This window comes from Dactylosporangium sp. CA-092794 (genome assembly GCF_050948465.1).
Taxonomy (GTDB): domain Bacteria; phylum Actinomycetota; class Actinomycetes; order Mycobacteriales; family Micromonosporaceae; genus Dactylosporangium.
Window position 1 is genome coordinate 7332922 of the sequence record NZ_CP192044.1, and the last position, 25966, is coordinate 7358887.

Genomic DNA, 25966 nt, shown 5'->3' on the forward strand with positions numbered 1-25966 from the left:
CGCGGCCCGAGTCATGAAATATCCGGTAAATCGGGCGGAGAGCCGGGCCGTCGGGCGTTAATTGGCGACTTACTTTAACTATTAGGGTTGTTTACCTTGTGCCGTGCGTCATCGATGCCCGATGATGCGACGGAGCGGATCCGCCCATCCCCTCCCGCCTACCCGAAGGAACCCCCAACCGTGCGCAGAAAGCTGGCGCTGGCAGCGCTTGCCCTGTTGACGGTGGTGGGGGTGGGCCTCGCGATCCGGCCCGCCCTCGCCGCCACCCCGTTCAAGGTGCTCGCCTTCTACAACGGCACCTGGGACGCCGCCCACATCGACTTCGACAAGGAGGCCAAGGACTGGTTCCCGCAGCAGGGCGCCCAGAACGGCTTCACGTGGGAGGCGACGACGGACTGGAGCCGGCTCAACACCGGCAACCTGGCGCAGTACAAGGTGATCATGTTCCTGGACGACGCGCCGCCGACCGCGCAGCGCGCCGCGTTCCAGCAGTACATGCAGAATGGCGGCGCGTGGATGGGCTTCCACGTCAGCGCGTGGACCGACAACCCCGGCTCCTGGAGTTGGTACTACAACACCTTCCTGGGCTCGGGCGCGTTCGTGACCAACACGTGGGAGCCGACCAGGATCACGCTGAAGGTCGAGGACCGCAATCACCCGTCCACGGCCGGCCTCCCGGCCACCTTCACCTCCGCCGTTTCCGAGTGGTACTCCTGGAGCAACGACCTGCGCCAGAACTCCAACATCGACATCCTGGCCTCGGTCGATCCGAGTAGTTTCCCGGTGGGTACCGATCCCAACCAGTCGTGGTACAGCGGCTACTACCCGATCCTGTGGACCAACCGCAACTACAAGATGCTGTACGCCAACTTCGGCCACAACGGCATGAACTACAGCACCAACACACGTACCTCGTCGACCTTCGAGAGCGCGAACCAGAACCGCTGGATCATCCAGGGCCTGCAGTGGCTCGCCGGCCAGAGCACCACGCCGCCGACCACCACGCCCGCGTCGCCGTCCCCGACCGCCTCGAACGGCCCGATCCCGCCCGGCAACTGGTACGGCGTCGTCAACAAGAACAGCGCCAAGTGCGTGGACGCGCGGGCCGCCGGCACCGCCAACGGCACGGCGATCCAGCAGTACACCTGCAACAACACGACCGCGCAGCAGTACCGTTTCCAGCCCACCAGCGACGGCTACGTGCGCATCGACAACCGTAACAACCCGGCCGAGTCGCTGGATGTGACCAACCGGTCCACGGCCGACAACGCGCCGATCCAGCTATGGTCTTACAGCAGTGGTACGAACCAGCAGTGGCTCCCGGTCTCGGAGGGCGGCGGCTACTACCACTTCGTCAACCGCGCCTCCGGCAAGTGCCTCGACACGCCCGGAGCGTCCACAGCGGACAGTGTGCAACTCGTGCAGTACTCCTGCAACGGCACCGGCGCGCAGTCGTTCCGGCTGGCCCAGGCCGCCTGACAGTTTACCGGTCCCGGGGTCCGCTTCGGCGCCCCCGGGACCGCTCATCGACGGTGCGTTGAACACACGTCACCGACCGTCGATACCCCCGCCACGAGCGCCCGGAAGTGTCGGTGGTGCGCGGTAGGGTGCCGGGGTGACCGATCAGCAGACCGCACCGCCCGCCCGCCGGCTGGGCCGCTGCCTGCTGATCGGCGACACGACCACGACGGTGCCGGCGCCTCCGGGCTGGCTGGCGATGGTGGTCTCGCCCTCGCTACCACCGGGGACCGACCTCGCCGGCCCCGTGCTGGCCGATCCCCCACCCGAGGGCCTGCTCCTGCTCGGCGCGGCCGACGAGGTCGCGGCGGAGCTGGCCGGCACGGCCGCCCGGCCCGTGCTGCGGCCCGGCGGTCCGGTCGTCGCCACGCCCGAAGGCATGCTGTTCACCCCCGGCGGCACCTGGTGGCGGCACACGCCGGGCGGCCGCCGCGTCGCCGCCGGCCCGCGCTGGCCCGCCCCGGCGTGGCAACCCCTGATCCCCGAGCAAACGCCGTGGCCGGTCGCCGCGCGCCCCGTGCCGTGCGGCTGGCTCCTGCCCGCCGGCGACTCACCAGAAGTGCCGAGCGCGGATCCCGGCCGTCCGCCCCTGCCCGGGATCGAACCGACAGCCGCCAACCCGGCCACGGCGACCACTGCGGACCCCGGCCATCCGCGACCGCCGGCCGGTCACGCGCCGATCACCGCCGACCTGGCCAGCGCGGTGGCCGTCGACCCGGACCGTCCGCGCCTGCTGATCGGCCCATCCCTGACCGGCGACGAGCTGGCCGCGGCGCTGCGGGCGCTGCCGCCCGCGGTGCGTCCCACGGTCGACGTGGTGCCGCTCGCCCCCGGCCAGGGCGCCGGCCGGGCGGTGACCGCGGCCGCCGCCCAGGCGCTGGGCGAGCCGATCCGCCTGGTCAACGGCGTGCCGCTGCACACCCCGTCCGGCGAGATCGCCGTCTACGCGCTGGACGCCGCCGGCCGCCCGGCCTGGGCCGAGCCGGCCTGGCTGCTGCGCCTGCTGCCCGGCGGCCAGGAGGAGGTGCTCGCCTCTTCCCCGCCACAGCCGTCCCTGCGCGCCGTCGACGCCGCCACCTATGCGATGGACCTCGGCTGGCTGGTCCACCTCTCCGGCCGCGGCATCCACGCGGAGCCATCCGGCCCACCACGCCCGGCCCGGGGCCGCGCCGAGGTGCCGGCCCAGCGCCCACCGGTCGTCGTCGAGCTGAGCCTCGACCTGTCCACCACCCGCCGCCCCCACACCACACCCGAGCCCGCCGCCGGCACGTCCACGCCGTCTCCAACGACCACCGAGCCGGCCGCCCACCACACCACCGCCACCACAGACCCAGCCGCACCGGTCCCCGCCGACGCCAGCGACACCCCGGCAACCACCACCCAGCCCGCCGCCCACCACACCACCGCCACCACAGACCCGGCCGCACCGGCCGCCGCCAACGCCAACGACACCCTGGCGGCAAACACGGGCCTTCGCGGGCTCGTGGGCGCGGATGCGACCGGGCGGCACGGGTGCTACAGCGTCGTGGTGGGCACCCCGGGCCTCGACATCAACGACCTGCTGTGGCCGGTCCTGTCGGCGCTGTTCACCGCGCTGCTCCCGGACATTCCGGCCGCGGTCGAGATCTCCGTCGCCGGCAACGCCACACCGTGGGGCCTCGCCGCGGCCAAGGAACTCGCCGAGCGCCACCCCGGCGTCCCGATCGATGCCCCCGTCGACACCAGCGCAGGCTCCACCGTCGCGACGGTCGACGTCGACGCGGTGACCGGCGCCGAGCCGGCCGCCGGCATCCCGGCCGCCGCCTCAGCCATGACCGCCTCAGCCATGACCGCCTCAGCCACCGCCGCCTCGGCCACCGCCGGCGCGGCCACCGCCGGTGGGGCCATGGCCAGCGCGGCTATCGGCGGCGCGGCCATCGCCAGCACGGCCATCGCCGGTCGCGCCATCGGCGGCACGGCCATCGGCGCGCGGCCATCGGCGGCGGGGACCGTCGGCGGTGGTGCGGCAAAGCCGTTCCTGCCGGCCGAGCTGCTGCCCCTGGCCGGCACGCCGGCCGCGACCGAGTCCGCCGGGCGCACCGCTGCCCGGCGCCGCCCGCTGCTGATCGCCGCGGCCGTGCTGGTCCTGCTGCTGATCGGGGTGGGCGTCGCGGCGGCGTGGCCGGGCCGGGGCGGCGGCCTGAGCAGCAGCACGTCCGAGCAGCCGAGGTATGAGCCGGGCGTGGCACCGGCCGCACCCGGCGCGTCCGGCGACGCCTCGGCACCGAGGCGGTCCTCGAGCCCGGCCCGCGCACGTTCCTCGGCATCCGGTGCCCAGTCGGCGAGCCGATCCGGCGGCGGCTCGGCCAGCGCACCGGCCGGCCCGCCGATCGGCCCGGCCGCGACGAGCGCGACCCCGAGCCAGACCCAGCTCAGCCTCGGCGACGGCGTCAACCTGGCGGCCGGCCGGAGCACGAGCGAGAGCAGCCACAACGACGTCTACGGCTCGGCCAACATCACCGACGGCGACCCGACGACCTACTGGGAGAGCCGCAACAAGGCGTTCCCGCAGTGGGTGCAGGTCGACCTGGGCACCGCGGCGGACCTGCGCCGGGCGGTCCTGCGCCTGCCGCCGTCGTCGGCGTGGCCAACCCGCACGCAGACCATCGAGTTCCAGGCCAGCGGCGACAACCGGACATACACATCGCTGGCCGGCCCCGCGTCCTACACGTTCGCACAGTCGTCCGGCCAGCGCGTGACGGTCCCGCTGCCGGGCGGCCAGTGGCGGTATGTGCGGCTGGTCTTCAGCTCCAACACGGTCTGGCCGGCGGGCCAGCTGTCGTCGCTGGAGCTGTACCGAACCTGAGCCCCCGCGGGCCCACCTGCCACCCGCTCACACCGTCGCCCGAGACCATCCGCCCGCACCACCCGCCCCACCATCGCCGCCGCGACGCCGCCACTGCTCGCGTTGCCCGAGCAGCGCAGCCCAAACAGCGCGGCCCGAATGGCGCGGCCCGAATGACGCGGCCGAGTCGGCCTGCTCCGAGAAGGCCGGTGCGGACGACGAAAGTCTCCGTGATCATGCACGCGATCGTCCGACACCACCGGTTTGCCATGATCGCGGAGACATATCGTACCTATAGGTACATAAACGCTCCACGATCATGAAAAACGCCTGGTGTCGACGGCGGGTCCTGCATGATCACGGAGACTTACGGCGCGGCGTCCCGGTGGGCGGGACGGCGCTGAACGGAACGGGGTGGGGTGGGCGGCTCGGGGAGGGGCCGATGCCCCTCCCCGGGCCGGTTCCCCCCCAATTACGCGCAGGTCGAGCCGTTCAGCTTGACGCCCGAGGGGGCCGGGCTCGACGGGCCGTTGGCGGTGTAGCCGATCGTCGTCGATGCGCCCGGGGCCAGGGACGGTGCCCAGCTCGGCGCCTGCGCGGTGATGGTCGTGCCGGACTGGGTCACGGTGGCGTTCCAGCCGCTGCTCAGCGTCACGCCCGACGGGACCGTCCAAGTAGCGGTCCACGGGTTGAGTGTGGTGGTTCCGCTGTTCTTGACGGTGATGCTCGCCTGGTAGCCGCCCTGCCACGCGTTGTCAATCTTCACGGTGGCGGTGCAGCCGCCGGACGGGGGCGGCGTCGACGGGGACCGCGAGGCCGACGGGGAGACCGAGCCCGACGGCGAGGTGGGCGGGGTGGAGGTCGGGCCGGTGCCGCCGCCGACCGGCGGGATGAGGTACGGCTGCAGGATCGACTGCTTCTGCTGGTTGACCGTCTTCCAGTCGTCGCCGACGATGCCGCCGGTGTCGCCGGAGTTGGGGTTCCACGACCAGTAGGTGAAGTTCATGCCCGTGACGCCGGTGCCCATATAGGCCATCAGCTTCTGCAGCCACTGCACGTCCTGCGGGTTCTGCAGGGTGCTGCCGAACTCGCCGACGAGGACCGGGGCGATGTTCTGCCGCTGCAGGTAGCCCCAGAACTGGTCCCAGATGCCGGGGAGGTTGTCGGGGAAGCTCGGGTCGTCGAACCAGGTCTGGTGGTAGACGGAGTTGGCGTACTCGTGCGCGGAGTACACGAGCTTGTTGGGCTTGTTGAGCCGCACCGGGAACTGGCCGGCCTTCGACAGGTTGCCGCCCCACCAGCCGCACGGCTCGTCGGGGATGTTGTCCCAGGCGTTGGCGTTGCCGCCGCTGGGGCAGCTCACGCCCTCGACGACGATGAGCCAGTTCGGGTTGGCGTCCAGGATCGCGTTGCCGGCGCGTTCGGCGGCCAGGCGCCAGTCGCGGGCCGTGTCGCCGCAGCCCCAGCAGGCGCCGGTGCCGTTCGGGTCGGTGCCGTCGGCGTGCGGCTCGTTGTGCAGGTCGGCGCCGATGACGGCCGGGTTGTTCGCGTAGTGGCGGGCCAGCATCTGCCAGTTGCTGATCCACGTCGACTCCGGGGTGGCCGAGACGTACCACAGCGCGCTCTGCCCGGCGGCGGTCGGGCGGTGCCGGTCGAGCAGGATGCGCATGCCCTTGCCGCCGGCGTAGTCCACGACCTTGTCCAGGATCTGCAGCGGCGTGAGGCCCTGCAGGTCCGGGTTGCTGTACCCGTCGACGCTGTTGGCCTGCGCGCCCGGCTTGAGGGCGTCGTCGGAGTACGGCACCCGGATCGTGTTGTAACCCAGGCTCGCCATCTGGTCGATGTGGTCGCGCCAGGGCCGGGCCCACAGCCCGTGGAAGGTCTTGTTGTCGGTCTCCATGCCGAACCAGTTGAGGCCGGTCAAGCGCACCCTGGCGCCGGTGGCGTCCACCAGCTGCGCGCCCTGGGTGCTCAGATAGCCGGTTCCGGTGCCGCCGACGGCAGCGACCGCCTGGCTGTTCAGCCCGATGACGGCGACGGCGCCGGCCAGGGCCATGCTGCTGGCCGCGACGGCGGCCCAGAGTCTCCTCATGGAGAGTTGTTTTAGGAGCCGGATGTGGTACGACCCAGTGCCTGTCGATCCACAACGGTAAATGCCCAGCTCAGGGCGGTACCCCCGGCGAAACTTACACGGTCGGCAGGGCCGCCAGCAGCTCGGTGTGCGCGTCGCGGATCTGCGCCGCGGCGGCCTTGGTCGCCGGGTCGAATCCGTTCTGGCCCTCGGACGTGGACAGCGACACGGCCGCGGTCAGGTGCTCGCGCAGCAGCGCGACCGCCTTGGCCGGGCGCTGGTCGGCGGGGGCGTCGCGGATCGCGGCGAGGTCGGCGTCGAGCACGATGCCGGGCAGGTCGTGCCCGGCGTGCAGGGACGGGTCCTCGAGCGCCCCGCCGGCGGACAGCGCCGCGCGCAACGCGACGAGCTCGCCCTTGTGGCCGTCGGCGGCGCTCGCGGCCACGGCCTGCAGCGCCGGCATGTCCCGCATCGCGTCGAACAGCGGCAGCGCGCTGTTGTCCAGCGAGATCATCAGCTGCAGGTACGCCAGGTCGGTCGGGTTGAGCGAGACGCTCATCAGCCCGCCGTCGGGCGGCGACACGAGCGGCGGCCCGGCGGGCTCGTGCGCGGGCCGGGCCCAGAGCACGACCACGGCGAGCGCGGCGACCAGCACCACGGCCACGCCCAGCAGGCGGCGCCAGAGGTCTCGGCGCAGCACCTCCTCGCCGACCGGCGCGGCGTCGTCGACCGGCGGATCCGCCGGCGGCCGCGGTGCCTCGGCCGCCGGCGGCGTCACCGGGGCCGGTTCGTCCACGGCCGGCGGGGTGCCGTCGTCCGTCGCGAGGGCCTGCAGGGCCACGCTCGCGCCGTTGATGTGCTCGTCGCCACCCGGGGTCGCGCTGCTCACCGTGTGAACGTAATTCCAGGCGGCTGGGAGTTCTATTAGCTGCGCATTAAGTTGTTCCGATGATTTTCGAGACCCGCGAATAACGCTTTTAAGGCCGATATAAGGCTGCTCTGCACAACGGCTCAGCCGCCGACGCGGGTCACCTCGCCGTGCGGGGCGTTCTGCCACCACATGCAGTCGACCAGATACGCCGCGCTGCCGTTCGCCGCGACGAACTGCACGACGAGGCGGCTGGGCTCGGTCTGCCCCTGCGACACCGAGTAGCCGTCGCGGGGCGTCGCGGTGACGAGCGAGACGACGCCGGCCCGGATGCGGACCACGGCGTCGCCGCCGTCGGAGCGGAACGACTTGAGATACACGTCCACGCCGTCCTGGCCGGTCGACACCGACCAGCCGTCCACGACCCGGGGCGGCGCCGTGCTGGTCTGCGCGGCGCTGGTCCGCGGCGCGGCGGGGGCGCTCGACGGGGGCCGGGTCGTCGCGCCGGCGGCGCTGGTCCGCCCGGCCGCCGACGAGATGTCGACCGGCGGTGGCGGCAGGGTCTGCGTGACGACCGCCCGGTTGTCCCGGTCGTCGGTCGCGGCGAGCGGCACGGAGTCGGACGGCACGGCGGTGCGCAGCACCGGCCGCAGCGCCAGCGATGCCACCGCGATACTCGCCGCGGTGGCCAGGCACCACACCGCCAGCGGCAGTGCGTCGCGTCCAACCCGCATACATCGATCCTCTCATGTGGGCCCGCACCGCCGGCCGGGCCGGGTCACGCTAGCGTGTTCGCCATGCCGCTCATCCTGCTCGTCGAGGACGACATCGCCGTCTCCGGCGCTCTGTCCCGGGCGCTGACCGATGCCGGGCACGTCGTGCGCCCGGTCGGCAACGCCGGCTCGGCGCTGCGCGTCATCGCCACCGACCCGCCGGACCTGGTCATCCTCGACCTGGGCCTGCCCGACATGGACGGCCTCGACGTGCTGCGCATGCTGCGCGGCATCTCCAACGCCCCGGTCATCGTGGCGACCGCGCGCCGCTCCGAGCGCGACATCATCCGGCTGCTCGACGCGGGCGCCGACGACTACGTCACCAAGCCGTTCTCCAGCGCCCAGATGTCGGCGCGGATCAATGCGGTGCTGCGCCGCGGGCAGGCCGCGCCCGGCCCGGCCGCGCCGCCGGCCGGGGTGACCGTCGGTGGGCTGCACGTCAACCCGCAGCAGCGGGCGGCGTCGCTGGAGGGCCGGCCGCTGCAGCTGACGAAGAAGGAGTTCGATCTGCTGGCGTACCTCGCGCAGCGCTCCGGCCGGGTGGTCAGCCGCCGGGAGCTGCTGACCGAGGTGTGGCAGCGCCCGGACAGCTCGGGCGAGGACCAGACGATCGACGTGCACGTGTCGTGGCTGCGGCGCAAGCTCGGCGAGAGCGCCACCGCCCCGCGGTATCTGCGCACCTTCCGCGGGGTCGGGGTGATGCTCGTCGACCCGGCGCAGGCGCAGCAATGAGAACGGCCCTGATGCGCCTGTCGTTCGCGATCACGTCGATGATCGCGCTGGCGTTCCTCGTGCCGCTGGCGTACGTCACCAAGCAGATCGCCCACGACCGGGCCCTGGCCGAGGCGCGGTACCAGGCCGACGCGATGGTCGCCGCGCTCGCCTCCGCGCCCGGCAACGGCTCGGGGTCGCTGGACCGCGCCGTCGCGACCGTCCCGGCCGGGCAGACCGGCCGGCTCGCGGTACACCTGGTGGGAGAGCCGACCATCGGCACGAGCCATGCGGTGCCGTCCGACGTGGACCGGGCCGCCCGCCAGCGCCGTTCGCTGACCACCGACGCGCCCGGCGGCGTCGCCTACCTGCAGACCGTCGTGCTCGACGGCGACCGCACGGCCGTGGTGGAGGTGTACGTCTCCGACGCCGACCTCAGCCAGGGCGTCGACGCGGCCTGGCTCGCCCTGGCCGGCCTCGCGGTGCTGCTGGTCGCGGGCTCCACGCTGGTCGCCGACCGGCTCGGCGCGCAGATCGTGCGGGCCACCCGCAAGCTCGCCGACGGTGCTCGCGCGTTCGGCGACGGTGACCTGCACGCCCGGGTCGAGCCGGAGGGCCCGCCCGAGCTGCGCGACGCCGCCCGCAGCTTCAACCGGATGGCCGATCAGATGGTCGCGTTCGCCGACGCCGAGCGGGAGCTGGCCGCCGACCTGTCGCACCGGCTGCGCACCCCGCTCACCGCGCTGCGCCTCGACGCCGACGCGATGCCGCCGGGCCCGATCGGCGAGCGGATGCGGCAGGCGTTCGACGCCCTCGACGACGAGATCGAGCAGATCATCACCGCCGCCCGCCGCTCGGCCGCGGACCGTCAGCCGGAGACCACCGACCTGGTCGAGGTCGTCGCCGACCGCCTGGCGTTCTGGTCGGTGCTGGCCGAGGACCAGAACCGGCCGTGGCGGGTCACCGGCGGCCACGAGCCCGTCTACCTGCCGGTGTCGGAGTCGGACCTGATCTCGGCCGTGGACTGCCTGCTGGGCAACGTCTTCCAGCACACCAGCGAGGGCACCGCCTTCGAGGTGCACGTCTCGGCCCGCGGCCTGTTCGTCGACGACGCCGGCCCCGGCATCGCCGACCCGGACCGCGCCCTGCGCCGCGGCTCGAGCGGCGCCGGCTCCACCGGCCTGGGCCTGGACATCGTCCGCCGGGTCGCCGAGACCGCCGGCGGCCGCCTGTTCATCGAGCGCGGCCCGCTGCACGGCGCCCGGATCGCGATCGAGCTGGACGCCTTCGCACCCGAGGTGCCCGCGCCCCGCCCGGCCCGCAAGATCGTGCGGTGACGCGGTGTCTCAGGCCACGCGATACCGCTCGATCAGCTCGTCCATCACCTTGTCCAGCCGCTCGTCGACGACCTGGCGGGCCGGGTCCTCGTCGAACCAGGCCACGATCTCCCGCGCCCCGCGGTGGAACGGGATGGTCGCCACGTAGTCCGGCACCAGCGCCTTGACCTTCGCGTTGTCGAACACCATCGAGTGCGCCTTGTCGCCGAGCATCCCGGCCCCCCAGTCGGGGTCCGCCGCCGCGATCGCGTCGGACGGCACGTGGACGATCTTCGCCGTGGTGCCGAGCGCCGCCGCCAGGTGCTCGGCGATCTGGTTCCACGTCAGCACGTCGTCGCCGGTGATCTGAAACGTGTCGCCGATCGCCCGCGGGTGCCCCAGCAGCGGCACGAACGCCTTCGCGAAGTCCTCGTGGTGGGTCAGCGTCCACAGCGAGGTGCCGTCGCCGTGCACCACGATCTCCTTGCCCGCCCGCATGCGCGCCGGCACCGTCCAGCCCCCGTCGAACGGGACGAGCGTGCGATCGTAGGTGTGCGAGGGCCGCACGATCGTCGCGGGAAAGCCCTTGTCGCGGTACACCTGCACCAGCAGGTCCTCGCAGGCGATCTTGTCGCGACTGTACTGCCAGAACGGGTTGCGCAGCGGCGAGGACTCCACGACCGGCAGCCGAGCCGGCGGCGTCTGGTAGGCCGAGGCCGAGCTGATGAAGACATACTGCCCGGTGCGCCCGCGAAACAGCTCGATGTCGGCGTGCACGTGCTCGGTGGTGAACGCGACCCAGTCGACCACCGCGTCGAAGGTATGCCCGGCGATCGCCTCACGCACCGACCCGGCGTCCCGGATGTCGGCGTGCAGCACGTGCGCACCTTCCGGCAGCGGCCGGGTGGCGGTCGCGCCACGGTTGAGCACATAGAGGTCGATGCCGCGCTCGACGGCCAGCCGCGAGCACGCGGAGCTGATGATGCCGCTGCCGCCGATGAACAGTACCTTCACCGCCCGCACACTACTCGCCGCCCACCCGCCCCGCCGCCCCGCGCGGCTCCCCGCGGCCGCCGCGGGCGGGGACGATGACCTCCAGCAACACGGCGTTGGTGGGTGCCGGCGTCAGCGGCGCAGCAGGGGGCGGCTCACCGCGACGATCAGCGCCGCGATCGCCCCGGCGAACCACAGCAGCGCGACCTGCGGGCTCACCAGCTGCGTCAGCACGCCCAGGCCCAGGACCGGGACGGCCAGCCCGAGGTACCCGCCGAGGAACAGCCCGGCCAGGGCCTCGCCGCGCACCGCGGGCGGGGCCAGGTCGACCACCGTGGAGATGGTGCCCTTGAACAGGGCGCCCGCGCCGGCGCCGGCCACGGCGCCGCCGACCAGGAAGGCCGGGAGGCTCTGCGCCCAGACCGCGGCGGTGACCGTGGCCAGGCCGGCGACCATGAGGATCAGGCCCGCGGCCACCTGGTCGCGCAGCGAGCGGCGGCGCAGCAGCACCTGGGCGACGGCGCCGCTGCCGAAGACCAGGCTGGCCACCGCGCCGGCCAGGGCGCGGGACGGGTGGTGCAGGGTGCCGGCGACGAATGCCGGGGCCAGGGATGTGAACAGGCCCAGGACCGAGAGGGCGGCGAAGGCTCCGGCGGTCGCGGCGAAGTACCGCGGGCGGGTGGCGGCCGGGACGTCGACGCGCTGCGGGCGGTACCGGCGGCGGTGCGTGGCGACCGTCTCCGGCACCAGCGACACGGCGATCGCGGCGAGCAGCAGCAGGCCCAGGAACACCAGGTACGGCGTGCGCAGCGGGGCCGGCGCGTACTGCGCCAGCAGGCCCGAGACCACCGGGCCGAAGGCGAAGCCGCCGAGGTTCGCCACGGTCGCGACGAGGTCGCCGCGGGCGCGCCCGGCGCCGGGTCGGGCGGCGGCGTGCAGCTCGGAGAGGTGGGCCGTGGCGGTGGCGGTGATCATGCCGATGCCGAGGCCGGACAGCACGCGGGCGACGAGCACCACGCCGAACGAGGTCGAGGTGAGGAACAGCGTCGCGGAGACCGCCTCCAGCAGGACAGCCGGCAGCAGCACCCGGCGGCGGCCCAGCCAGTCCGAGACGTGGCCGGCGAGGAAGAGGCTCGCGATGACGCCGAACGCGTAGGCGGCGAACGCCACCGTGACACCGATCGTCGAGTAGCCGTCGTGGCGCTGGTACAGCGCCCAGAGCGGCGTCGGGATGACGGTGAACGCCAGGGAGACGGCGAAGGCCAGCGCGATCGCCCAGAAGCCCTGCTCGTGGCTGAGCTTGCGATCGCGCCCGGCCGGACGGGCCGCCGGGCGGGACAGGACGGTGGTCATGCCGCCACTGTGCCCGGACGGTACCAGCACCAACCACGAATCTTCGTGCTGGGCATCATCACGAAATGCGATGATGCCGGTCATGGAGCTGCGGCACCTGGTGTACTTCGTGACCGTCGCCGAGGAGCAGAGTTTCACGAGGGCGGCCGCCCGGCTGCGGGTCGTGCAGTCCGGCGTCTCGGCCGCCGTCCGCGCCCTGGAGCGCGAGCTCGGCGCCCGGCTGTTCGAGCGCAGCTCGCAGCGGGTGACGCTGACCGACTCCGGCGCCGCGCTGCTGCCCGCCGCCCGGGCCACCATCGACGCCGCCCAGGCCGCCCGCGACGCGGTCGCCGAGGTCCGCGGCGGCCTGCGCGGCACGCTGCGCATCGGCACGCTGCTGTCGGTCGGCATCGTCGACCTGCCCGGCCTGCTGGGCCGGTTCCGCGCCGAGCACCCGGCCGTCGACCTGCGCCTGCGCGCCGCCCCGACCGGCTCCGAGGGCCTGGCCACCGCCCTGCACGAGGGCGAGCTCGACGTGGCGTTCCTGGCCTCCGCCGGCCGGGCCGCGGCCGGCCTGTCGGTGCGCGTGCTGACCGCCGAGCCGATCGTGGCGGTGCTGCCGGCCGCGCACCCGCTCGCCGACCGCCCCGAGGTGACCCTGGCCGACCTGGCGGACGAGCCGTTCGTGGACTCCCCGCTCGGCTACGGCAACCGCACCGAGGTGGACCGCGGCTTCGCCGCCGCCGGCCTGCGCCGCCGGGTGGCGCTGGAGGTCGCCGACGTGTCCACGATTCACCAGTACGTCCGCGAGGGCCTGGGCGTCGCCCTGGTCCCCCGCTTCGCCGTCGCCGACGCATCATCCGCCGTCCGCGTCCGCCCGGTCACCACCCGCCTGCGCTGGGACTTCGCGGTCGCCACGGCCGCCACCCGCCGCCCGAGCGCGGCCGCCCGCGCCCTCCTCGCCCTGGTCGACGACTTCCGCCGCTGACCGCACGCGCCGCAGGCAGGGCGTCGGTGAGCCACGAGCGCGGTCCTCGGCGCCGGTCCGCGGCGGCGTGGCGCGGCGGACCGGTGCGGCTGTCGCACCCGCCGGGCGCAACCTCCGGCCGAGCCGGACGTATGTCTCCGTGATCATGATGCCCGCGCTGACCGCACCACGGGTTTGCCATGATCCCGGAACCTTTCGGTACACAGGGGTACATCAGCACTCCACGATCATGAAAAACCGTTGGCGTCGACGCCGGGTTGCGCATGATCACGGAGACTTCCGGTCGCTGCGCCGTGCTCGCGCTACCGCGACCGAGCTCAGCCCCGCGGCGTAACCGCGAGCGTCAGAGGGAAGCGAACCACTTCCGGGCGGCGGCCACGCCGCCGGAGGTGCTCAGGGCGACCATGAGTGCCGCGCGGGCCTTGCCGGCGGGCAGGCCGCGGGAGCCGATGGCGCCCACGCCCGCGGCCAGGCCGTTGCCGGCGGGCAGCAGCGCCAGCTCGGCGTCGGGGACGCGGCTGCGGGAGGCGATCACCACCGGGATGTCCCACTCGGTCAGGTCGCTGATCGCCGCGAGCAGGCTCGCCGGGACGTTGTAGAGACCGGTGCCCTCCAGCACGATGCCCCGCGCGCCCGCGTCGGCGGCGGTGGTGAGCAGGATCGGGTCGATTCCGGGGTACACCTTGATGAGCGTGACATTGGTGTCGGGGATGCCGGTCGGCGCCGGAGGGCGGGGTGGCGGGGCGGCCAGGCGCTCGACGCGGCCGCCGCGGACGCGGGCGACCGGGGCGTGCGGGGCGGACGTGAGGGCGGGCCGGTTCAGCGCGTCGGCGAGGGTGACCCAGCGGGCGGCGTGCAGCTCGCCATCCAGGCAGACCACGGCGCCGAGGCCGGCCGTGGCCGGGTCGGCGGCGGCGGTGAGGGCCGCCGCCAGGTTGGCCGGGCCGTCGGTGTCCGGGTCGTCCAGCGCGCGGGTGGCGCCGGTGAGCACGATCCCGCCGCGGCCGGCGGCGGGGCCGGCGAGCAGGTCGGTGAGGTAGGCGGTGTCCTCGATGGTGTCCAGGCCGTGGGTCACCACCACCCCGGCGTAGCCCTCGTCGGCGAGCGCGGAGCGGGCGCGGCGGGCCAGCATCAGCATCGTGGTCGGCTCCATGTCCCACCCGGGCTCGGCCATGACGTCCTCGGCCTCGACCCGGGCGCCCAGGTCCGAGGCCGCGGCCAGAGCCGAGGCCGGGTCCGAGGCCGAAGCCCGGGCGGCGGGCACGGTCGCGAGCAGCTCGGCGGCGGTGGCGACGCCCGCGTTGCCGGGGCGGCGGCGATAGGCGATGACGTCCTTCGTCGCCAGCAGCAGGACCCTACGCACCGGCGATGCCGGCCCGGGTCAGGTGTTCCGGCACGACGACCCGGGCGAACAACTCCTCGCTGACACCGCGGCGCATGGCGGCCTCCTTCAGGGTCAGGTCGTCCTCCATGGCGAGGTGGGCGATCCGGGACGCCTCGTCGTAGCCGATCACCGGGGACAGCGCGGTGACCATCATGACCGACCGGTCGACGTTGTCCCGCAGCCGGTCCTCGTCGAGCCGGGCCCCGTCGACCAGGAACCGGCGGAGGTGGTCGGTCGCGTCGCCGAGGATGCGGATCGAGTGCAGGACGTTGCTGATGACGATCGGGCGGAAGGCGTTGAGCTCGAAGTTGCCCTCGCTGCCGGCCATCGCCACCGCCGTGTCGGAGCCGATGACCTGGATGCAGACCATGAGCATGGCCTCGGCCTGGGTCGGGTTGACCTTGCCCGGCATGATCGACGAGCCGGGCTCGTTGGCCGGGAGGTCGAGCTCGTGCAGGCCGGTCCGCGGGCCGGAGCCGAGCCAGCGCATGTCGTTGGCGAACTTGAACAGGGCGACCGCCACGCCGCGCAGGGCGGCCGAGGTGCGCACCAGGGCGTCCAGGGAGCCCTGGGCGGCGAACTTGTTGGGCGCGGTGACGAACGGGCGGCCGGTCAGGGTCGCGATCAGCTCCGCGGTCTCGACGGCGAAGCCGGGCGGGGCGTTGAGTCCGGTGCCGACCGCGGTACCGCCCATGGCCAGCCGGTACAGGCCGCTCATGGTGGCGGTGAGGAAGGCGAAGGCGTCCTCGAGCTGCGCCGCGTAGCCCGACCACTCCTGGCCGACGGTCAGCGGCGTGGCGTCCTCCAGGTGGGTGCGCCCGACCTTGACCACGCCGGCCCACTGGCGGCTCTTCCCGGCGATGGCGTCGTGCAGCCGGGTGAGCGGCGGCAGCAACTGTTCCTCGATCGCGGTCACGGCGGCGATGTGCATCGCGGTCGGGAACGTGTCGTTGGACGACTGGCCCATGTTGACGTCGTCGTTGGGGTGCACCGGCGTCTTCGAGCCGAGCCGGCCGCCGGTGAGCTGGATCGCCCGGTTGGCGATGACCTCGTTGACGTTCATGTTGGACTGGGTGCCGGAGCCGGTCTGCCAGACGTACAGCGGAAATTCGGTGTCGAGGTCGCCGGCGATCACCTCGCCGGCGACCCGGGCGATCAGGTCGGCCTTCCACGTGGGCAGGCGCCCGGCGCGGCCGTTGACGGCCGCGGCGGCCTGCTTGACGTAGCCGTAGGCGTGGTAGACGGCCTTGGGCATGCGGTCGTCGCCGATCGCGAAATGCACCAGGGAACGCTGGGTCTGCGCGCCCCAGTAGCGCTCGGCCGGGACCTTGATCGTGCCGAGGGCGTCGGTCTCGGTGCGGGTGCCGGTCGCCGTGATGCCGATCGGCACGTCGTGGATGGTGGGCGCGGCGTGCCGGCGGCTCGGTCGGCGCTGGGCCATGCTCGCTCACCCGGCCTTGATCGGGCGGTACTCGGGCCACCACATCGCCTGGCGCACCTGCCGCGCGGTGTCGGTGAGCGACGCGCGGGCGAGGCCCTCGGCGGCGGCCTGGTCGGCCACGGCGGTGGCGGCGGCGGCCGACACCTCGCGCAGGTTCTCCACCTGCGGCAGCAGCGAGGCGCCGGGGCTACCGGCGTCGACCAGGGCGGCGACGGCGACGGCCGCGGCGTGGAACATCGCGTCGCTGATCCGCCGGGCCCGGGCGACCACCGCGCCCAGGCCCAGGCCCGGGTACAGCAGGGCGTTGTTGGCCTGGCCGATGGCGTAGGTGACGCCCTGGTGACGGACCGGCGGCACCGGGATCCCGGTGGCGACCAAGGCCCGGCCGTCGGTCCACGGGATCAGGTCGGCGGGCATCGCCTCGATGCGCTCGGTCGGGTTGGACAGCGGGAAGATGATCGGCCGGTCGGCGTGCCGGGCCATCTCCCGCACGATCGGCTCGGTGAACGCGCCGTGCACGGTGGAGGTGCCGATCAGCATGGTCGGCTTCGCCCGGGCGACGACCTCGGCCAGCCCGATGCGCCCGTCGCGGGACCAGCCGGCGACCTCGCCGGCCGGGCGGGCGTATCGCACCTGGAAGTCGCGCAGGTCGCGCAGGTCGTCGGTGAGCAGGCCCGGCCGGTCGACGCACCAGATCCGCCGGGTCGCGGTGTCCGGGTCGGCGCCGTCGCGCACCATCGCGTCGCGCAGCTGGTCGGCGATGCCGGCGCCCGCGGTGCCGGCGCCGAAGACGACGACGCGCTGGTCGCGCATGCGGGTGCCGGCCACCCGCAGGGCGCCGAGCGCGGCGGCGAGCACGATGGCGCCGGTGCCCTGCATGTCGTCGTTGAACGTGCACACCCGGTCCCGGTAGCGCTCGAGGATGCGCCGGCCGTTGCCGGGGCCGAAGTCCTCCCAGTGCAGCAGGGCGTTGGGGAAGAGCTCGGTCGCGGCCCGCACGTAGGCGTCGATGAAGTCGTCGTAGCGGCGCCCGCGGATGCGTTCGTGGCGGTTGCCGATGTACTGCGGATCCCCGAGCAGTTGCGGGTTGTCGGTGCCCACGTCGAGCGAGACCGGGATGACCCGGGCCGGGTCGATGCCGGCCGCGGCGGTGTAGACGGCGAGCTTGCCCACGGCGATGTCGATGCCGCCGACGCCCCAGTCGCCGATGCCGAGGATCTCCTCGGCGTCGGAGGCGACGATGAGGTCGACGTCGCCGGCGCCCATCCCCAGGTCGGCGAGGGCGGTCTCGATCCCGTCCGGGTCGTCGATGGAGAGGTACACCCCGCGGGGGCGGCGGTACTCGTGGCTGTACTTGCGGATCGCCTCGCCGACGGTCGGGTCGTAGACCACCGGCAGCATGCCGCGCAGGTGCTCGGCCAGCAGCCGGTAGAACACGACCTCGTTGTTGTCCTGCAGCATCGCCAGGAAGACGTTCTTGTGCAGGTCGGTCGGCTGTTCGCGGTACTGCTCGAAGACGCGGCGGACCTGCTCGTCCAGCGACTGCACCGCGGGCGGCAGCAGCCCTTGCAGCCCCAGCGCCGCCCGCTCCTGGCGGGTGAACGCCGTGCCCTTGTTCAGCAGCGGCGTGTCGAGCACCTCCGCACCGCGGGCCGTGGTGACGTAGCCGTCACCCTCGGTCCGGAACTTCCGCCTCCCCGACACCAGCGTCGCGGCAGTCATCGCTCGCCCCCTCGCGTGCAGTCGACGCGCCTTCCTGTACCCGACGCCGACGCCCTACACCTGGATCCGCTCCTCGATGCGCTCGATGCGCCGCACCAGCGGCTCCAGCTGCGCGCGGACGACCTCGGCCAGCTGATCGGCGGCTGGGGTCTGGGCGCGCAGGTGCACGTAGCCGGCGAGCGCGGCGCTCACCGCCCGGCGGGTCAGGCGCAGCTCCGCGCCGAGCGCGCGTAGCTGCCGCCCGGCGGCGCCGTCGGGCTCGGCGGCCAGGCCGAGCAGCAGGTGCTCGCCGCCGACGTAGTTGTGGCCGAGCGCGGTCGCCTCGGTGACGGCCAGCTCGAGCGCGGCGGCGGCCGGGGCGCTGAACCGGCGCCGGTCGTCGCCGGCCACCGGGGCCTCGTCCGCGGTGACCGCCACGATGGCGGAGGGCTCGATCTCCAGCGCCCGCAGCACGTGCAGGGCGAGGTTGCCGCCCTCGCTCAGCAGGCCGTGCAGCAGGTGGCCGGTGCCGACCGCGGGGGCGTCCTCGGCCCGGGCCCGCTCGACGCCGAGCCGCAGGGCGGTGCGGACCCGCGCGGTGAACTGCGGCAGCCGGGCCGCCAGGGTCTCGTCGTCGAGGTCGCCGACGACGGTCTCGCGGATCGCGGTCAGCCGCCGGACCGCCAGCTCCAGGGCGCGCTGGCAGACCGCCGAGACGGGCACGCCGGCGGCGCGCACCGCCTCGGCGAGCTCGTCCGGGAGGTACACGTTGATTTTCGGCATAACCCTTGTGTACCCCCACTGGGGTTACACGTCAACCGTGCGCCCGCGCGGCCGCCTCCACCCGGGCCCGGTAGGCCTCCCACCACGCGGGGTCGTGGCTGCTCAGGTTGTCGGTGCCCGGCCGCCAGCCGGCCGCGCCGTCGATGAGCTCCCGCACGATGTCGGCGTGGCCGGCGTGGCGGTCGGTCTCGGCGACGAGGTGGACCAGCACCCGGTGCAGCGTCACCTCGTTGCGCGCCGGGTCCCACCAGGGCACGTGCCCGACCGCGTCGAGCTCCAGCGCCTCGACGGTCGCGTCGGAGTGCGCCCAGACCCGCCGGTAGAGCCCGACGATGTCCTCCCGCGACTCCTCGGCGGTCGCCCACATGTCGTCGTTGCTCTCGCCGTTGTCGTCCTGCCAGGGCGGCGGCTCCGGGAAGGGCCGCCCGAACGTGGCGCCGAGATAGCCGGCCTCGACCCAGGCCACGTGCTTGACGAGCCCCAGCAGACTGGTCCCGGTCGGCACCATCGGCCGGCGGATGTCGTACTCCGAGAGCCCGTCGAGCTTCCAGACCAGGTTCTCGCGCCCGGTCTGCAGATATTTGCGCAGGTCGTCCTTCGCGTCCGCGTTCATGACAGCAATCTCAGCAGCAGTTCGTCGAAGGTCGCGAGCTGGTCCTCGGTGAGCTTCGCGAACGACTCGGTCAGCACCTGATTCAATCGCTGCTGGCCCTGTTCGCGCAGCTGGTCGCCCTTGGGCGTGATGCGGTGGCGGACCGCCCGGCCGGGGCCGGGGACGCGCTCGATCAGGCCGCGGTCGATCATCCGGGTGGCGAGCGTGCCGAAGGACTGGTCGGTCTGGAAGGTCAGCTGGGCCAGGTCGTGCAGCGAGGCGCCGGGGTTGCGGTGCAGGTGCCGCAGCGCGTCCCACTGCACCAGGCTCAGGCCCAGCGGCGCGAGCGCGGCGTTGGCGGCCCGGTGGTGGCGCATCTGCAGGCGCTTGATCGACAGCCCGATCTCGGAGATTGCCCTGGTCATGCCGCTACTATACCAGCACCCTTATATCAGGTTGCTTATCTCAACATGCTGATATAAGGTCCCTGACATGAGCGCCCACCCGAACCGGACCGTGGCCTTCGCCTGCCTGGCGATGCTGGTGTCCTACCTGCCGTTCTCGGCGGTCAACGGCGCGCTGGGCGCGGTGGCCGCGACCACCGGGGCCGGCACCGGCCGGCTGCAGTGGGTGTCGGACGCGTTCGCCGTCGCCCTGGCCGCGGCGGTCCTGCCGGCCGGGGTCCTCGCGGACCGCCTCGGGCGGCGCGCGGTGACGCTGGCCGGCCTGGCCGGCACCGCGCTCGGCGCGGCGATCGGCTGGGCCGCCGGCGCGGCCGGCGGGCCGTCCGCGATCGTGGCGCTGTGGGTCGCGCAGGGCGTCGCCGGCCTCGGCGCCGGCGCCGTCATGTCCGCCTCCCTCGGCCTGCTCGCGGCCACCGCGCCCGACGCGCCGCGGCGGGCCCGCTGGATCTCGCTGTGGGCCGCGGCGACCGTCGGCGGCCTCGGCCTCGGGCCGTTCCTGGCCGGCGCGGTCGGGCGGTGGTGGTGGCTCTATCCGCCGATCGCCCTGCTCGCCGCGGTCGCCGCGGCGCTGGGCTCCGGCGTGGCCGAGTCCCGCGCGCCGCGGCGGGGCCCGGCCGACCCGGCCGGGCAGGCCGCCGTCGCGGTGGCCGTGGCCGCGCTGGTGTCCGGCGTCATCGAGGGCGGCACCGCGGGCTGGACCGCCCCGGCCACCCTCGCCGCGTTCGGCGTGGCGGCGCTCGCGGTCGTCGCGCTCGCGGCGATCGAGCGGCGGGCCGCGGCGCCCCTGCTGCCGCTGTCGCTGTTCGCCTCGCGCGGGTTCGCCGCGGCCGGCCTCGCCGCGACCGTGGTGCTGTTCGCCGTCGGCGGCGGGCTGTTCTTCCTCAGCCTCGCGCTGAGCCGCCAGCACGTGGGCCAGCTCGGCATCGCGCTGCGGCTGGCCTGCCTGTTCGCCGGCAACGCGACGGCCGCCGTGGTGGCCGGCCGGCTGCAGCGGCGGTGGCCGTCACGCGCCATCCTGCTCGGCGGCCTCGTCGTCGCCGCCACCGGCGCCGCCCTGCTGCTGACGCTGCCCGGCGGCGACCCCGCCGCCGGCCGGCTCTCCGCGCTGGGCTGGCGGCTGGCGATCCTCGGCGCCGGCGCCGGGCTGGTCATGTCGACCAGCTCGACCGTCGCGGTCCAGTCGGTGCCGGGCGCGTTCGCCGGCCTGGCCGGCGCGGCCAACAACGCCGTGCGCCAGATCGGCGCCGCCCTCGGCCCGGCCGTGCTCGGCGGGCTGCTCGCCGGCGAGCCCGCCGACGCGGTGCGGGCCTGCGCCACCGCGCTGACCGCCGCCCTGTCCCTGACCGCCCTGATTTCCTTTCCACTGCTCATGACCAGGAGGACCACCGCATGAACACCACCGTGACCCACACCGAGCGCGGCACCGGACGAGCGATCCTGCTCCTGCACGGAGGCGCCGGCCCGCAGTCGGTGACCGGCTTCGCCGAGCGGCTGGCGGCCGAGCTTCCGGCCCGCGTGATCACCCCCGCCCACCCGGGCTTCGACGGTACCCCTCGGCCGGAAACCGTCGCGACCGTCGCCGACCTCGCCGCCGTCTACGACGCGTTCCTGGACGACCTCGACCTGCACGACGTCACCGTGATCGGCAACTCGATCGGCGGCTGGATCGCCGCCGAGCTCGCCCTGCGCGGCTCGGCCCGGATCGGCCGGGTCGTGCTCGTCGACGCGGTCGGCATCGAGGTGCCCGGCCACCCGGTCGCCGACTTCTTCAACCTCACGTTCCCGCAGATCGCGCAGGCCAGTTACTACGAGCCCGAGCGGTACCTCATCAATCCCGACACGATGAGCGAGCAGGCCCGGGCCGTGATGGCCGGCAACCGCGCCGCGCTGGCCGTCTACGCGGGCGGGCCGGCCATGGCCGACCCGACCCTGCAGCCGCGGCTCAAGGGCCTGACCTACCCCGCCCTGGTGGTGTGGGGCGACAGCGACCGCATCGTCGACCCCGACTTCGGCCGGGCCTACGCCGAGGCGATCCCCGGTGCGCGGTTCGTGCTGCTGGAGCGCACCGGTCACCTGCCCCAGATCGAGAGCCCCCAGGCGCTGCTGGCGGCCCTGCGGGCCTTCACCTCGTGAGGCTCACCGGGAGCGGCCGGCCCGGCGCTTGGCCCACACGTCGAAGGCCACCGCGGCGAGCAGCACCAGGCCCTTGACCAGCATCACCCGCTCCGGCGGCGAGCCGATGAGGGACATGCCGTTGTTGATGACGGCCATGATGAGGCCGCCGGTGATGGCGCCGACCACCTTGCCCACGCCGCCCTGCACGGCCGCGCCGCCGATGAACGCCGCGGCGATGGCGTCCAGCTCGAACTGGTTGCCCGCGGTCGGGCCGGCCTGGTTGAGCCGGCCGGCGAAGATGATGCCGGCGATCGAGGCCAGCAGGCCCATGTTCACGAAGATCCAGAACGTGACCTGCTTGACCTTCACGCCCGACAGGCTCGCCGCCTGCAGGTTGCCGCCGACGGCGTAGATGTGCCGGCCGAAGACGGTCCGTTGCGAGACGAGGGTGTACGCCAGGACCAGCGCCGCCAGCAGCACGAGCACCCACGGCAGGTTCTTGAACCGGGCCAGCTGCACGATGATGTACATCAGCACCAGCGACGCGCCGGCGATCTTCGCGACGAAGACCGGCAGCGAGTCGACCTGCTGGCCGTAACCGAGCCGGCCGCGGCGGGCCCGCCATTGCACGACCACGATGCCGGCCACCGCGGCCAGGCCGACCAGCAGCGTGAACAGGTCAGCGCCGCCGAGCGGGCCGAGGCCGACGTTGTTCAGGAAGCCCGGGGTGAAGCCGTTGGCGAGCGTGCGCACGTCGTCGGGGAAGGGGCCGATGCCCTGGTTGCCCAGCACCGTCATGGTCAGCGCGCGGAACACGAGCATGCCGGCCAGGGTCACGATGAAGGCCGGAATCCCGAAGTACGCGATCCAGAAACCCTGCCAGGCCCCGATCAGCGCCCCGGCGACCAGGGTGATCGCGATCGCCACCGGCCAGGGCACGTCGAGGTTCACCATCAGCACCGCGGCCAGGGCCCCGGTAACGGCGACGACCGAGCCCGCGGACAGGTCGATGTGCCCGGCGATGATGATCAGGATCATCCCGATCGCGAGGATCAGGATGTAGGAGTTCTGCACGACGATGTTCGAGATGTTCTGCGGCTCCAGCAGCGAGCCCTGGGTCAGGATCTCGAACAGCACCACGATCGCGGCGAAGGCGATGTAGATGCCGCTCTGGCGCAGGTTCACCGAGAACCGCGTCGCCGGCGTCACGGCCGGCTCGACCGCGGGCTCAACCACAGTGGTCAATTTCAGTCCTTCAATCCGGGTTATTCCTTGATGCGGGTCATGAGGCGCATCAACCGCTCGGGCGAGAACTCGGCGCGCTCGACCGAGCCGGTGATCCGGCCGGCCGACAGGGCGTAGATCCGGTCGCAGATGCCGAGCAGCTCGGGCAGCTCGGAGGAGATGACCAGGACGGCCTTGCCCTGCTCGGCGAGCCGGTTGATGATCGTGTAGATCTCGTACTTGGCGCCGACGTCGATGCCGCGGGTGGGCTCGTCGAGGATCAGCACCTCGGGGTCGGTGAAGATCCACTTCGCCAGCACGACCTTCTGCTGGTTGCCGCCGCTCAGCGTGCCGGTGACGGTGCCGACGCCCGGCGCCTTGATGTTGAGGCTGCCGCGGAAGTTCTCGGCGACGCGGTACTCCCGGTTGTCGTCGACCCAGCCGCGCACCGACAGCTTGGACAGCGCCGCGCCGGAGACGTTGCGCTGGATGTCCTCGATGAGGTTGAGCCCGTAGCGCTTGCGGTCCTCGGTCGCGTAGGCGATGCCGTGGCCGATCGCCTCCTCGACCGTGCGCAGCGCGATCGGCCTGCCGCGCTTGAACACCCGGCCGCTGATGTTCACCCCGTAGCTGCGCCCGAAGACGCTCATCGCGAGCTCCGTCCGCCCGGCGCCCATCAGCCCGGCCAGCCCGACGATCTCGCCCGCCCGCAGGGTCAGCGAGGCCCCGTCGACCACCCGCCGCCCGGGCTGCGTCGGGGAGTGCACCGTCCAGTCCTCGATCCGCAGCACCTCCTCGCCGACGTCGGGGGTGTGCGGCGGGAACCGGTGCTCCAGGTCGCGCCCGACCATGCCGGCGATGATCCGGTCCTCGCCGACCCCGCCCGGCGCGTGCATGTCGAGGGTCTCGATCGTGCGCCCGTCACGCAGGATCGTGGTGGCGTCGGCGATCGCCTCGATCTCGTTGAGCTTGTGCGAGATGATCACGCAGGTGATGCCCTGGTCGCGCAGGCCGCGCAGCAGGTCGAGCAGGTGCGCGGAGTCCTCGTCGTTGAGCGCCGCGGTGGGCTCGTCGAGGATGAGCAGCCGGACCTCCTTGGACAGCGCCTTGGCGATCTCCACCAGCTGCTGCTTGCCGACGCCGATGTCCATGGCCGGGGTGACCGGGTTCTCCCGCAGCCCGACCCGGGCCAGCAGCGCGGCCGCGTCGGCGTTGGTCTTGTTCCAGTCGATCAGGCCGCGCTGCACCCGCTCGTTGCCCAGGAAGATGTTCTCGGCGATCGACAGGTAGGGGATGAGCGCGAGCTCCTGGTGGATGATGACGATCCCGCGCCGCTCCGAGTCGCGAATCCCGTTGAAGTGACAGGGCTCGCCGTCGAAGAGGATTTCCCCGGTGTACGTCCCGTGCCCGTACACCCCCGAGAGGACCTTCATCAGGGTCGACTTGCCGGCGCCGTTCTCCCCGCAGATGGCGTGGATCTCGCCGCGGCGCACGGTGAGGTTGACGTCGTCCAGGGCGGTGACGCCCGGGAACGTCTTGGTGATGCCCCGCATCTGCAGGAGGGCCTCGGACACGCTGTTCTCCCTTACGGCACCGCCGGGGGCCCCGTGGACCCCCGGCGGCGCGCCGGCTTACTTGAGCTGGCTCTCGGTGTAGTAACCGGAGTCGACGAGCACGGACTTGTAGTTGTCCTTGTAGACCACGATCGGGTCGAGCAGGTACGACGGGACGACCTTCTTGCCGTTGTCGTAGTCCTTGGTGTTGTTGACCTCGGGCTTGCCGCCCTTGAGCACCGCGTCGGCCATCGTGACCGTCACGTCGGCGAGCTTGCGGGTGTCCTTGTAGATCGTCGCGTACTGCTCACCGGCGATGATCGACTTCACCGACGCGACCTCGGCGTCCTGGCCGGTCACGATCGGGTACGGCTGGCCGGCGGTGCCGTAGCCCGCGCTCTTGAGCGCCGAGAGGATGCCGATCGAGAGCCCGTCGTAGGGCGAGAGCACGCCCTGCACCTTCGTGCCGCCGTTGTACGTCTTCGTGATGAGGTCCTCCATGCGCTTCTGGGCCGTCGCCGGGTCCCAGCGCAGGATCGCGACCGTCTTGAAGTCGGTCTGGCCGCTCTTCACCACGAGCGTGCCCTTGTCGATGAAGGGCTTGAGGGTGTCCATCGCGCCGTTGAAGAAGAACGTGGCGTTGTTGTCGTCGGGGGAACCGGCGAACAGCTCGATGTTGAACGGGCCGGTAGCGGTGCCGTCCGAGCCGTCCTCCTTCTTCAGGCCGAGGCCGACCAGCAGCGAGGTCGCCTGCTGCACGCCCACCTTGTAGTTGTCGAAGGTGGCGTAGTAGTCCACGTTCGGCGAGTTGCGGATCAGCCGGTCGTAGGCGATGACCGGGATGTGCTTGTCGGCCGCCTCCTGCAGCTGCGTGGTGATGGCGGTGCCGTCGATCGAGGCGATGATCAGGACCTTGGCGCCCTTGGTGATCTGGTTCTCGATCTGGTTGACCTGCGTCGGGATGTCGTTCTCGGCATACTGCAGGTCGACCTTGTAGCCGAGCTTCTCCAGCGCGGCCTTGACGTTGTTGCCGTCGGCGATCCAGCGCTCCGACGACTTGGTCGGCATCGTGACGCCGATCAGCGAGCCGGCGCCGGCGGTGGCGGCGGCGTCCTTGTCGGCGGTTTTCTCGGTCGATCCGCAGGCGGTAACGCCGAGCGCGACGGCGAGGCCCACCGTCGCCGCGGCGATGCGCGCGAACTTCATCCTTCTCGTCTCCTCGCAGGCAGCATGCTGCGGCCAATCGGCGGCGTGGGATGTGAACGCTGCCAACGGCGCGATTTCAGGTTCGTTGCTGGGGCGTTGCCGCCACAGT

Annotated in this window: 21 protein-coding genes; 7 read left to right on the forward strand and 14 right to left on the reverse strand. The window is 72.9% G+C overall.

Annotation, left to right across the window (positions count from 1 at the left end; translation table 11 throughout):
• Positions 1-180: 180 nt before the first annotated feature.
• On the forward strand, positions 181-1479 hold the full coding sequence (locus ACQPXD_RS31270; protein ID WP_432824912.1) for a ThuA domain-containing protein: 1299 nt from the start codon (positions 181-183) through the stop codon (positions 1477-1479).
• A 136-nt stretch (positions 1480-1615) separates the two neighbouring features.
• Complete coding sequence (locus tag ACQPXD_RS31275; protein WP_432824913.1) at positions 1616-4363, forward strand: discoidin domain-containing protein; 2748 nt, start codon at positions 1616-1618, stop codon at positions 4361-4363.
• Positions 4364-4814: 451 nt separating this feature from the next.
• Here ACQPXD_RS31275 and ACQPXD_RS31280 read toward each other — a convergent pair whose 3' ends face one another.
• The 3 genes from ACQPXD_RS31280 to ACQPXD_RS31290 form a co-directional block, all read right to left on the reverse strand.
• Positions 4815-6434 carry a cellulase family glycosylhydrolase gene (locus ACQPXD_RS31280; protein WP_432824914.1) on the reverse strand — a complete coding sequence of 540 codons (1620 nt, stop codon included), beginning with the start codon at positions 6432-6434 and terminating at the stop codon, positions 4815-4817.
• A 94-nt stretch (positions 6435-6528) separates the two neighbouring features.
• Entirely contained in the window at positions 6529-7302 is a 774-nt protein-coding gene (locus ACQPXD_RS31285; RefSeq protein ID WP_432824915.1) for a hypothetical protein, read from the reverse strand.
• A gap of 122 nt (positions 7303-7424) precedes the next feature.
• Positions 7425-8015: a hypothetical protein gene (locus tag ACQPXD_RS31290; protein ID WP_432824916.1), complete on the reverse strand. Its 591-nt coding sequence runs from the start codon at positions 8013-8015 to the stop codon at positions 7425-7427.
• A 63-nt stretch (positions 8016-8078) separates the two neighbouring features.
• Here ACQPXD_RS31290 and ACQPXD_RS31295 point away from each other — a divergent pair, with 63 nt between their 5' ends.
• On the forward strand, positions 8079-8786 hold the full coding sequence (locus tag ACQPXD_RS31295) for a response regulator transcription factor (protein WP_432824917.1): 708 nt from the start codon (positions 8079-8081) through the stop codon (positions 8784-8786).
• The gene (locus tag ACQPXD_RS31300) at positions 8783-10102 is read left to right on the forward strand and encodes a HAMP domain-containing protein (RefSeq protein WP_432824918.1); all 1320 of its coding nucleotides are present in this window, start codon (positions 8783-8785) and stop codon (positions 10100-10102) included. Before ACQPXD_RS31295 ends, ACQPXD_RS31300 begins: the two co-directional genes overlap by 4 nt.
• 9 nt (positions 10103-10111) lie before the next feature.
• Here ACQPXD_RS31300 and ACQPXD_RS31305 read toward each other — a convergent pair whose 3' ends face one another.
• Together ACQPXD_RS31305 and ACQPXD_RS31310 are read right to left on the reverse strand one after the other, a co-directional pair.
• On the reverse strand, positions 10112-11095 hold the full coding sequence (locus ACQPXD_RS31305) for an NAD-dependent epimerase/dehydratase family protein (RefSeq protein ID WP_432824919.1): 984 nt from the start codon (positions 11093-11095) through the stop codon (positions 10112-10114).
• Between the two features lie 111 nt (positions 11096-11206).
• Positions 11207-12427, reverse strand: a complete 1221-nt coding sequence (locus tag ACQPXD_RS31310; RefSeq protein ID WP_432824920.1) for an MFS transporter — start codon at positions 12425-12427, stop codon at positions 11207-11209.
• Positions 12428-12509: 82 nt separating this feature from the next.
• Between ACQPXD_RS31310 and ACQPXD_RS31315 the strand changes: the two genes are divergently transcribed.
• Positions 12510-13394, forward strand: a complete 885-nt coding sequence (locus tag ACQPXD_RS31315) for a LysR family transcriptional regulator (RefSeq protein ID WP_432824921.1) — start codon at positions 12510-12512, stop codon at positions 13392-13394.
• Between the two features lie 343 nt (positions 13395-13737).
• Here ACQPXD_RS31315 and ACQPXD_RS31320 read toward each other — a convergent pair whose 3' ends face one another.
• From ACQPXD_RS31320 to ACQPXD_RS31345, 6 genes are read right to left on the reverse strand one after another with little or no spacing between them, the layout of a single operon-like run.
• Positions 13738-14757 carry an asparaginase gene (locus tag ACQPXD_RS31320; protein WP_432824922.1) on the reverse strand — a complete coding sequence of 340 codons (1020 nt, stop codon included), beginning with the start codon at positions 14755-14757 and terminating at the stop codon, positions 13738-13740.
• Positions 14750-16219 carry a class II fumarate hydratase gene (locus tag ACQPXD_RS31325; protein ID WP_432824923.1) on the reverse strand — a complete coding sequence of 490 codons (1470 nt, stop codon included), beginning with the start codon at positions 16217-16219 and terminating at the stop codon, positions 14750-14752. The genes ACQPXD_RS31320 and ACQPXD_RS31325 overlap by 8 nt, the downstream gene beginning before the upstream one ends.
• A gap of 6 nt (positions 16220-16225) precedes the next feature.
• Entirely contained in the window at positions 16226-17941 is a 1716-nt protein-coding gene (locus tag ACQPXD_RS31330; protein WP_432824924.1) for an NAD-dependent malic enzyme, read from the reverse strand.
• A 54-nt stretch (positions 17942-17995) separates the two neighbouring features.
• Positions 17996-18703: a Clp protease N-terminal domain-containing protein gene (locus ACQPXD_RS31335; RefSeq protein WP_432824925.1), complete on the reverse strand. Its 708-nt coding sequence runs from the start codon at positions 18701-18703 to the stop codon at positions 17996-17998.
• 31 nt (positions 18704-18734) lie between these two features.
• The gene (locus ACQPXD_RS31340; RefSeq protein WP_432824926.1) at positions 18735-19316 is read right to left on the reverse strand and encodes a DinB family protein; all 582 of its coding nucleotides are present in this window, start codon (positions 19314-19316) and stop codon (positions 18735-18737) included.
• Positions 19313-19720 carry a MarR family winged helix-turn-helix transcriptional regulator gene (locus ACQPXD_RS31345; RefSeq protein WP_432824927.1) on the reverse strand — a complete coding sequence of 136 codons (408 nt, stop codon included), beginning with the start codon at positions 19718-19720 and terminating at the stop codon, positions 19313-19315. The genes ACQPXD_RS31340 and ACQPXD_RS31345 overlap by 4 nt, the downstream gene beginning before the upstream one ends.
• A gap of 67 nt (positions 19721-19787) precedes the next feature.
• Here ACQPXD_RS31345 and ACQPXD_RS31350 point away from each other — a divergent pair, with 67 nt between their 5' ends.
• Both ACQPXD_RS31350 and ACQPXD_RS31355 read left to right on the forward strand, forming a co-directional pair.
• The gene (locus ACQPXD_RS31350; protein ID WP_432824928.1) at positions 19788-21152 is read left to right on the forward strand and encodes an MFS transporter; all 1365 of its coding nucleotides are present in this window, start codon (positions 19788-19790) and stop codon (positions 21150-21152) included.
• Positions 21149-21892, forward strand: coding sequence for an alpha/beta fold hydrolase (locus tag ACQPXD_RS31355; protein ID WP_432824929.1), 744 nt, complete (start codon positions 21149-21151; stop codon positions 21890-21892). Before ACQPXD_RS31350 ends, ACQPXD_RS31355 begins: the two co-directional genes overlap by 4 nt.
• A gap of 3 nt (positions 21893-21895) precedes the next feature.
• Here ACQPXD_RS31355 and mmsB read toward each other — a convergent pair whose 3' ends face one another.
• The 3 genes from mmsB to chvE form a co-directional block, all read right to left on the reverse strand.
• Positions 21896-23110 (reverse strand): multiple monosaccharide ABC transporter permease, encoded by a 1215-nt coding sequence (mmsB, locus tag ACQPXD_RS31360; RefSeq protein WP_432844026.1) that lies wholly within the window; start codon positions 23108-23110, stop codon positions 21896-21898.
• A gap of 29 nt (positions 23111-23139) precedes the next feature.
• Complete coding sequence (gene mmsA / locus ACQPXD_RS31365) at positions 23140-24651, reverse strand: multiple monosaccharide ABC transporter ATP-binding protein (protein ID WP_432844028.1); 1512 nt, start codon at positions 24649-24651, stop codon at positions 23140-23142.
• Between the two features lie 78 nt (positions 24652-24729).
• The gene (gene chvE, locus ACQPXD_RS31370; protein ID WP_432824930.1) at positions 24730-25857 is read right to left on the reverse strand and encodes a multiple monosaccharide ABC transporter substrate-binding protein; all 1128 of its coding nucleotides are present in this window, start codon (positions 25855-25857) and stop codon (positions 24730-24732) included.
• Positions 25858-25966: the final 109 nt, after the last annotated feature.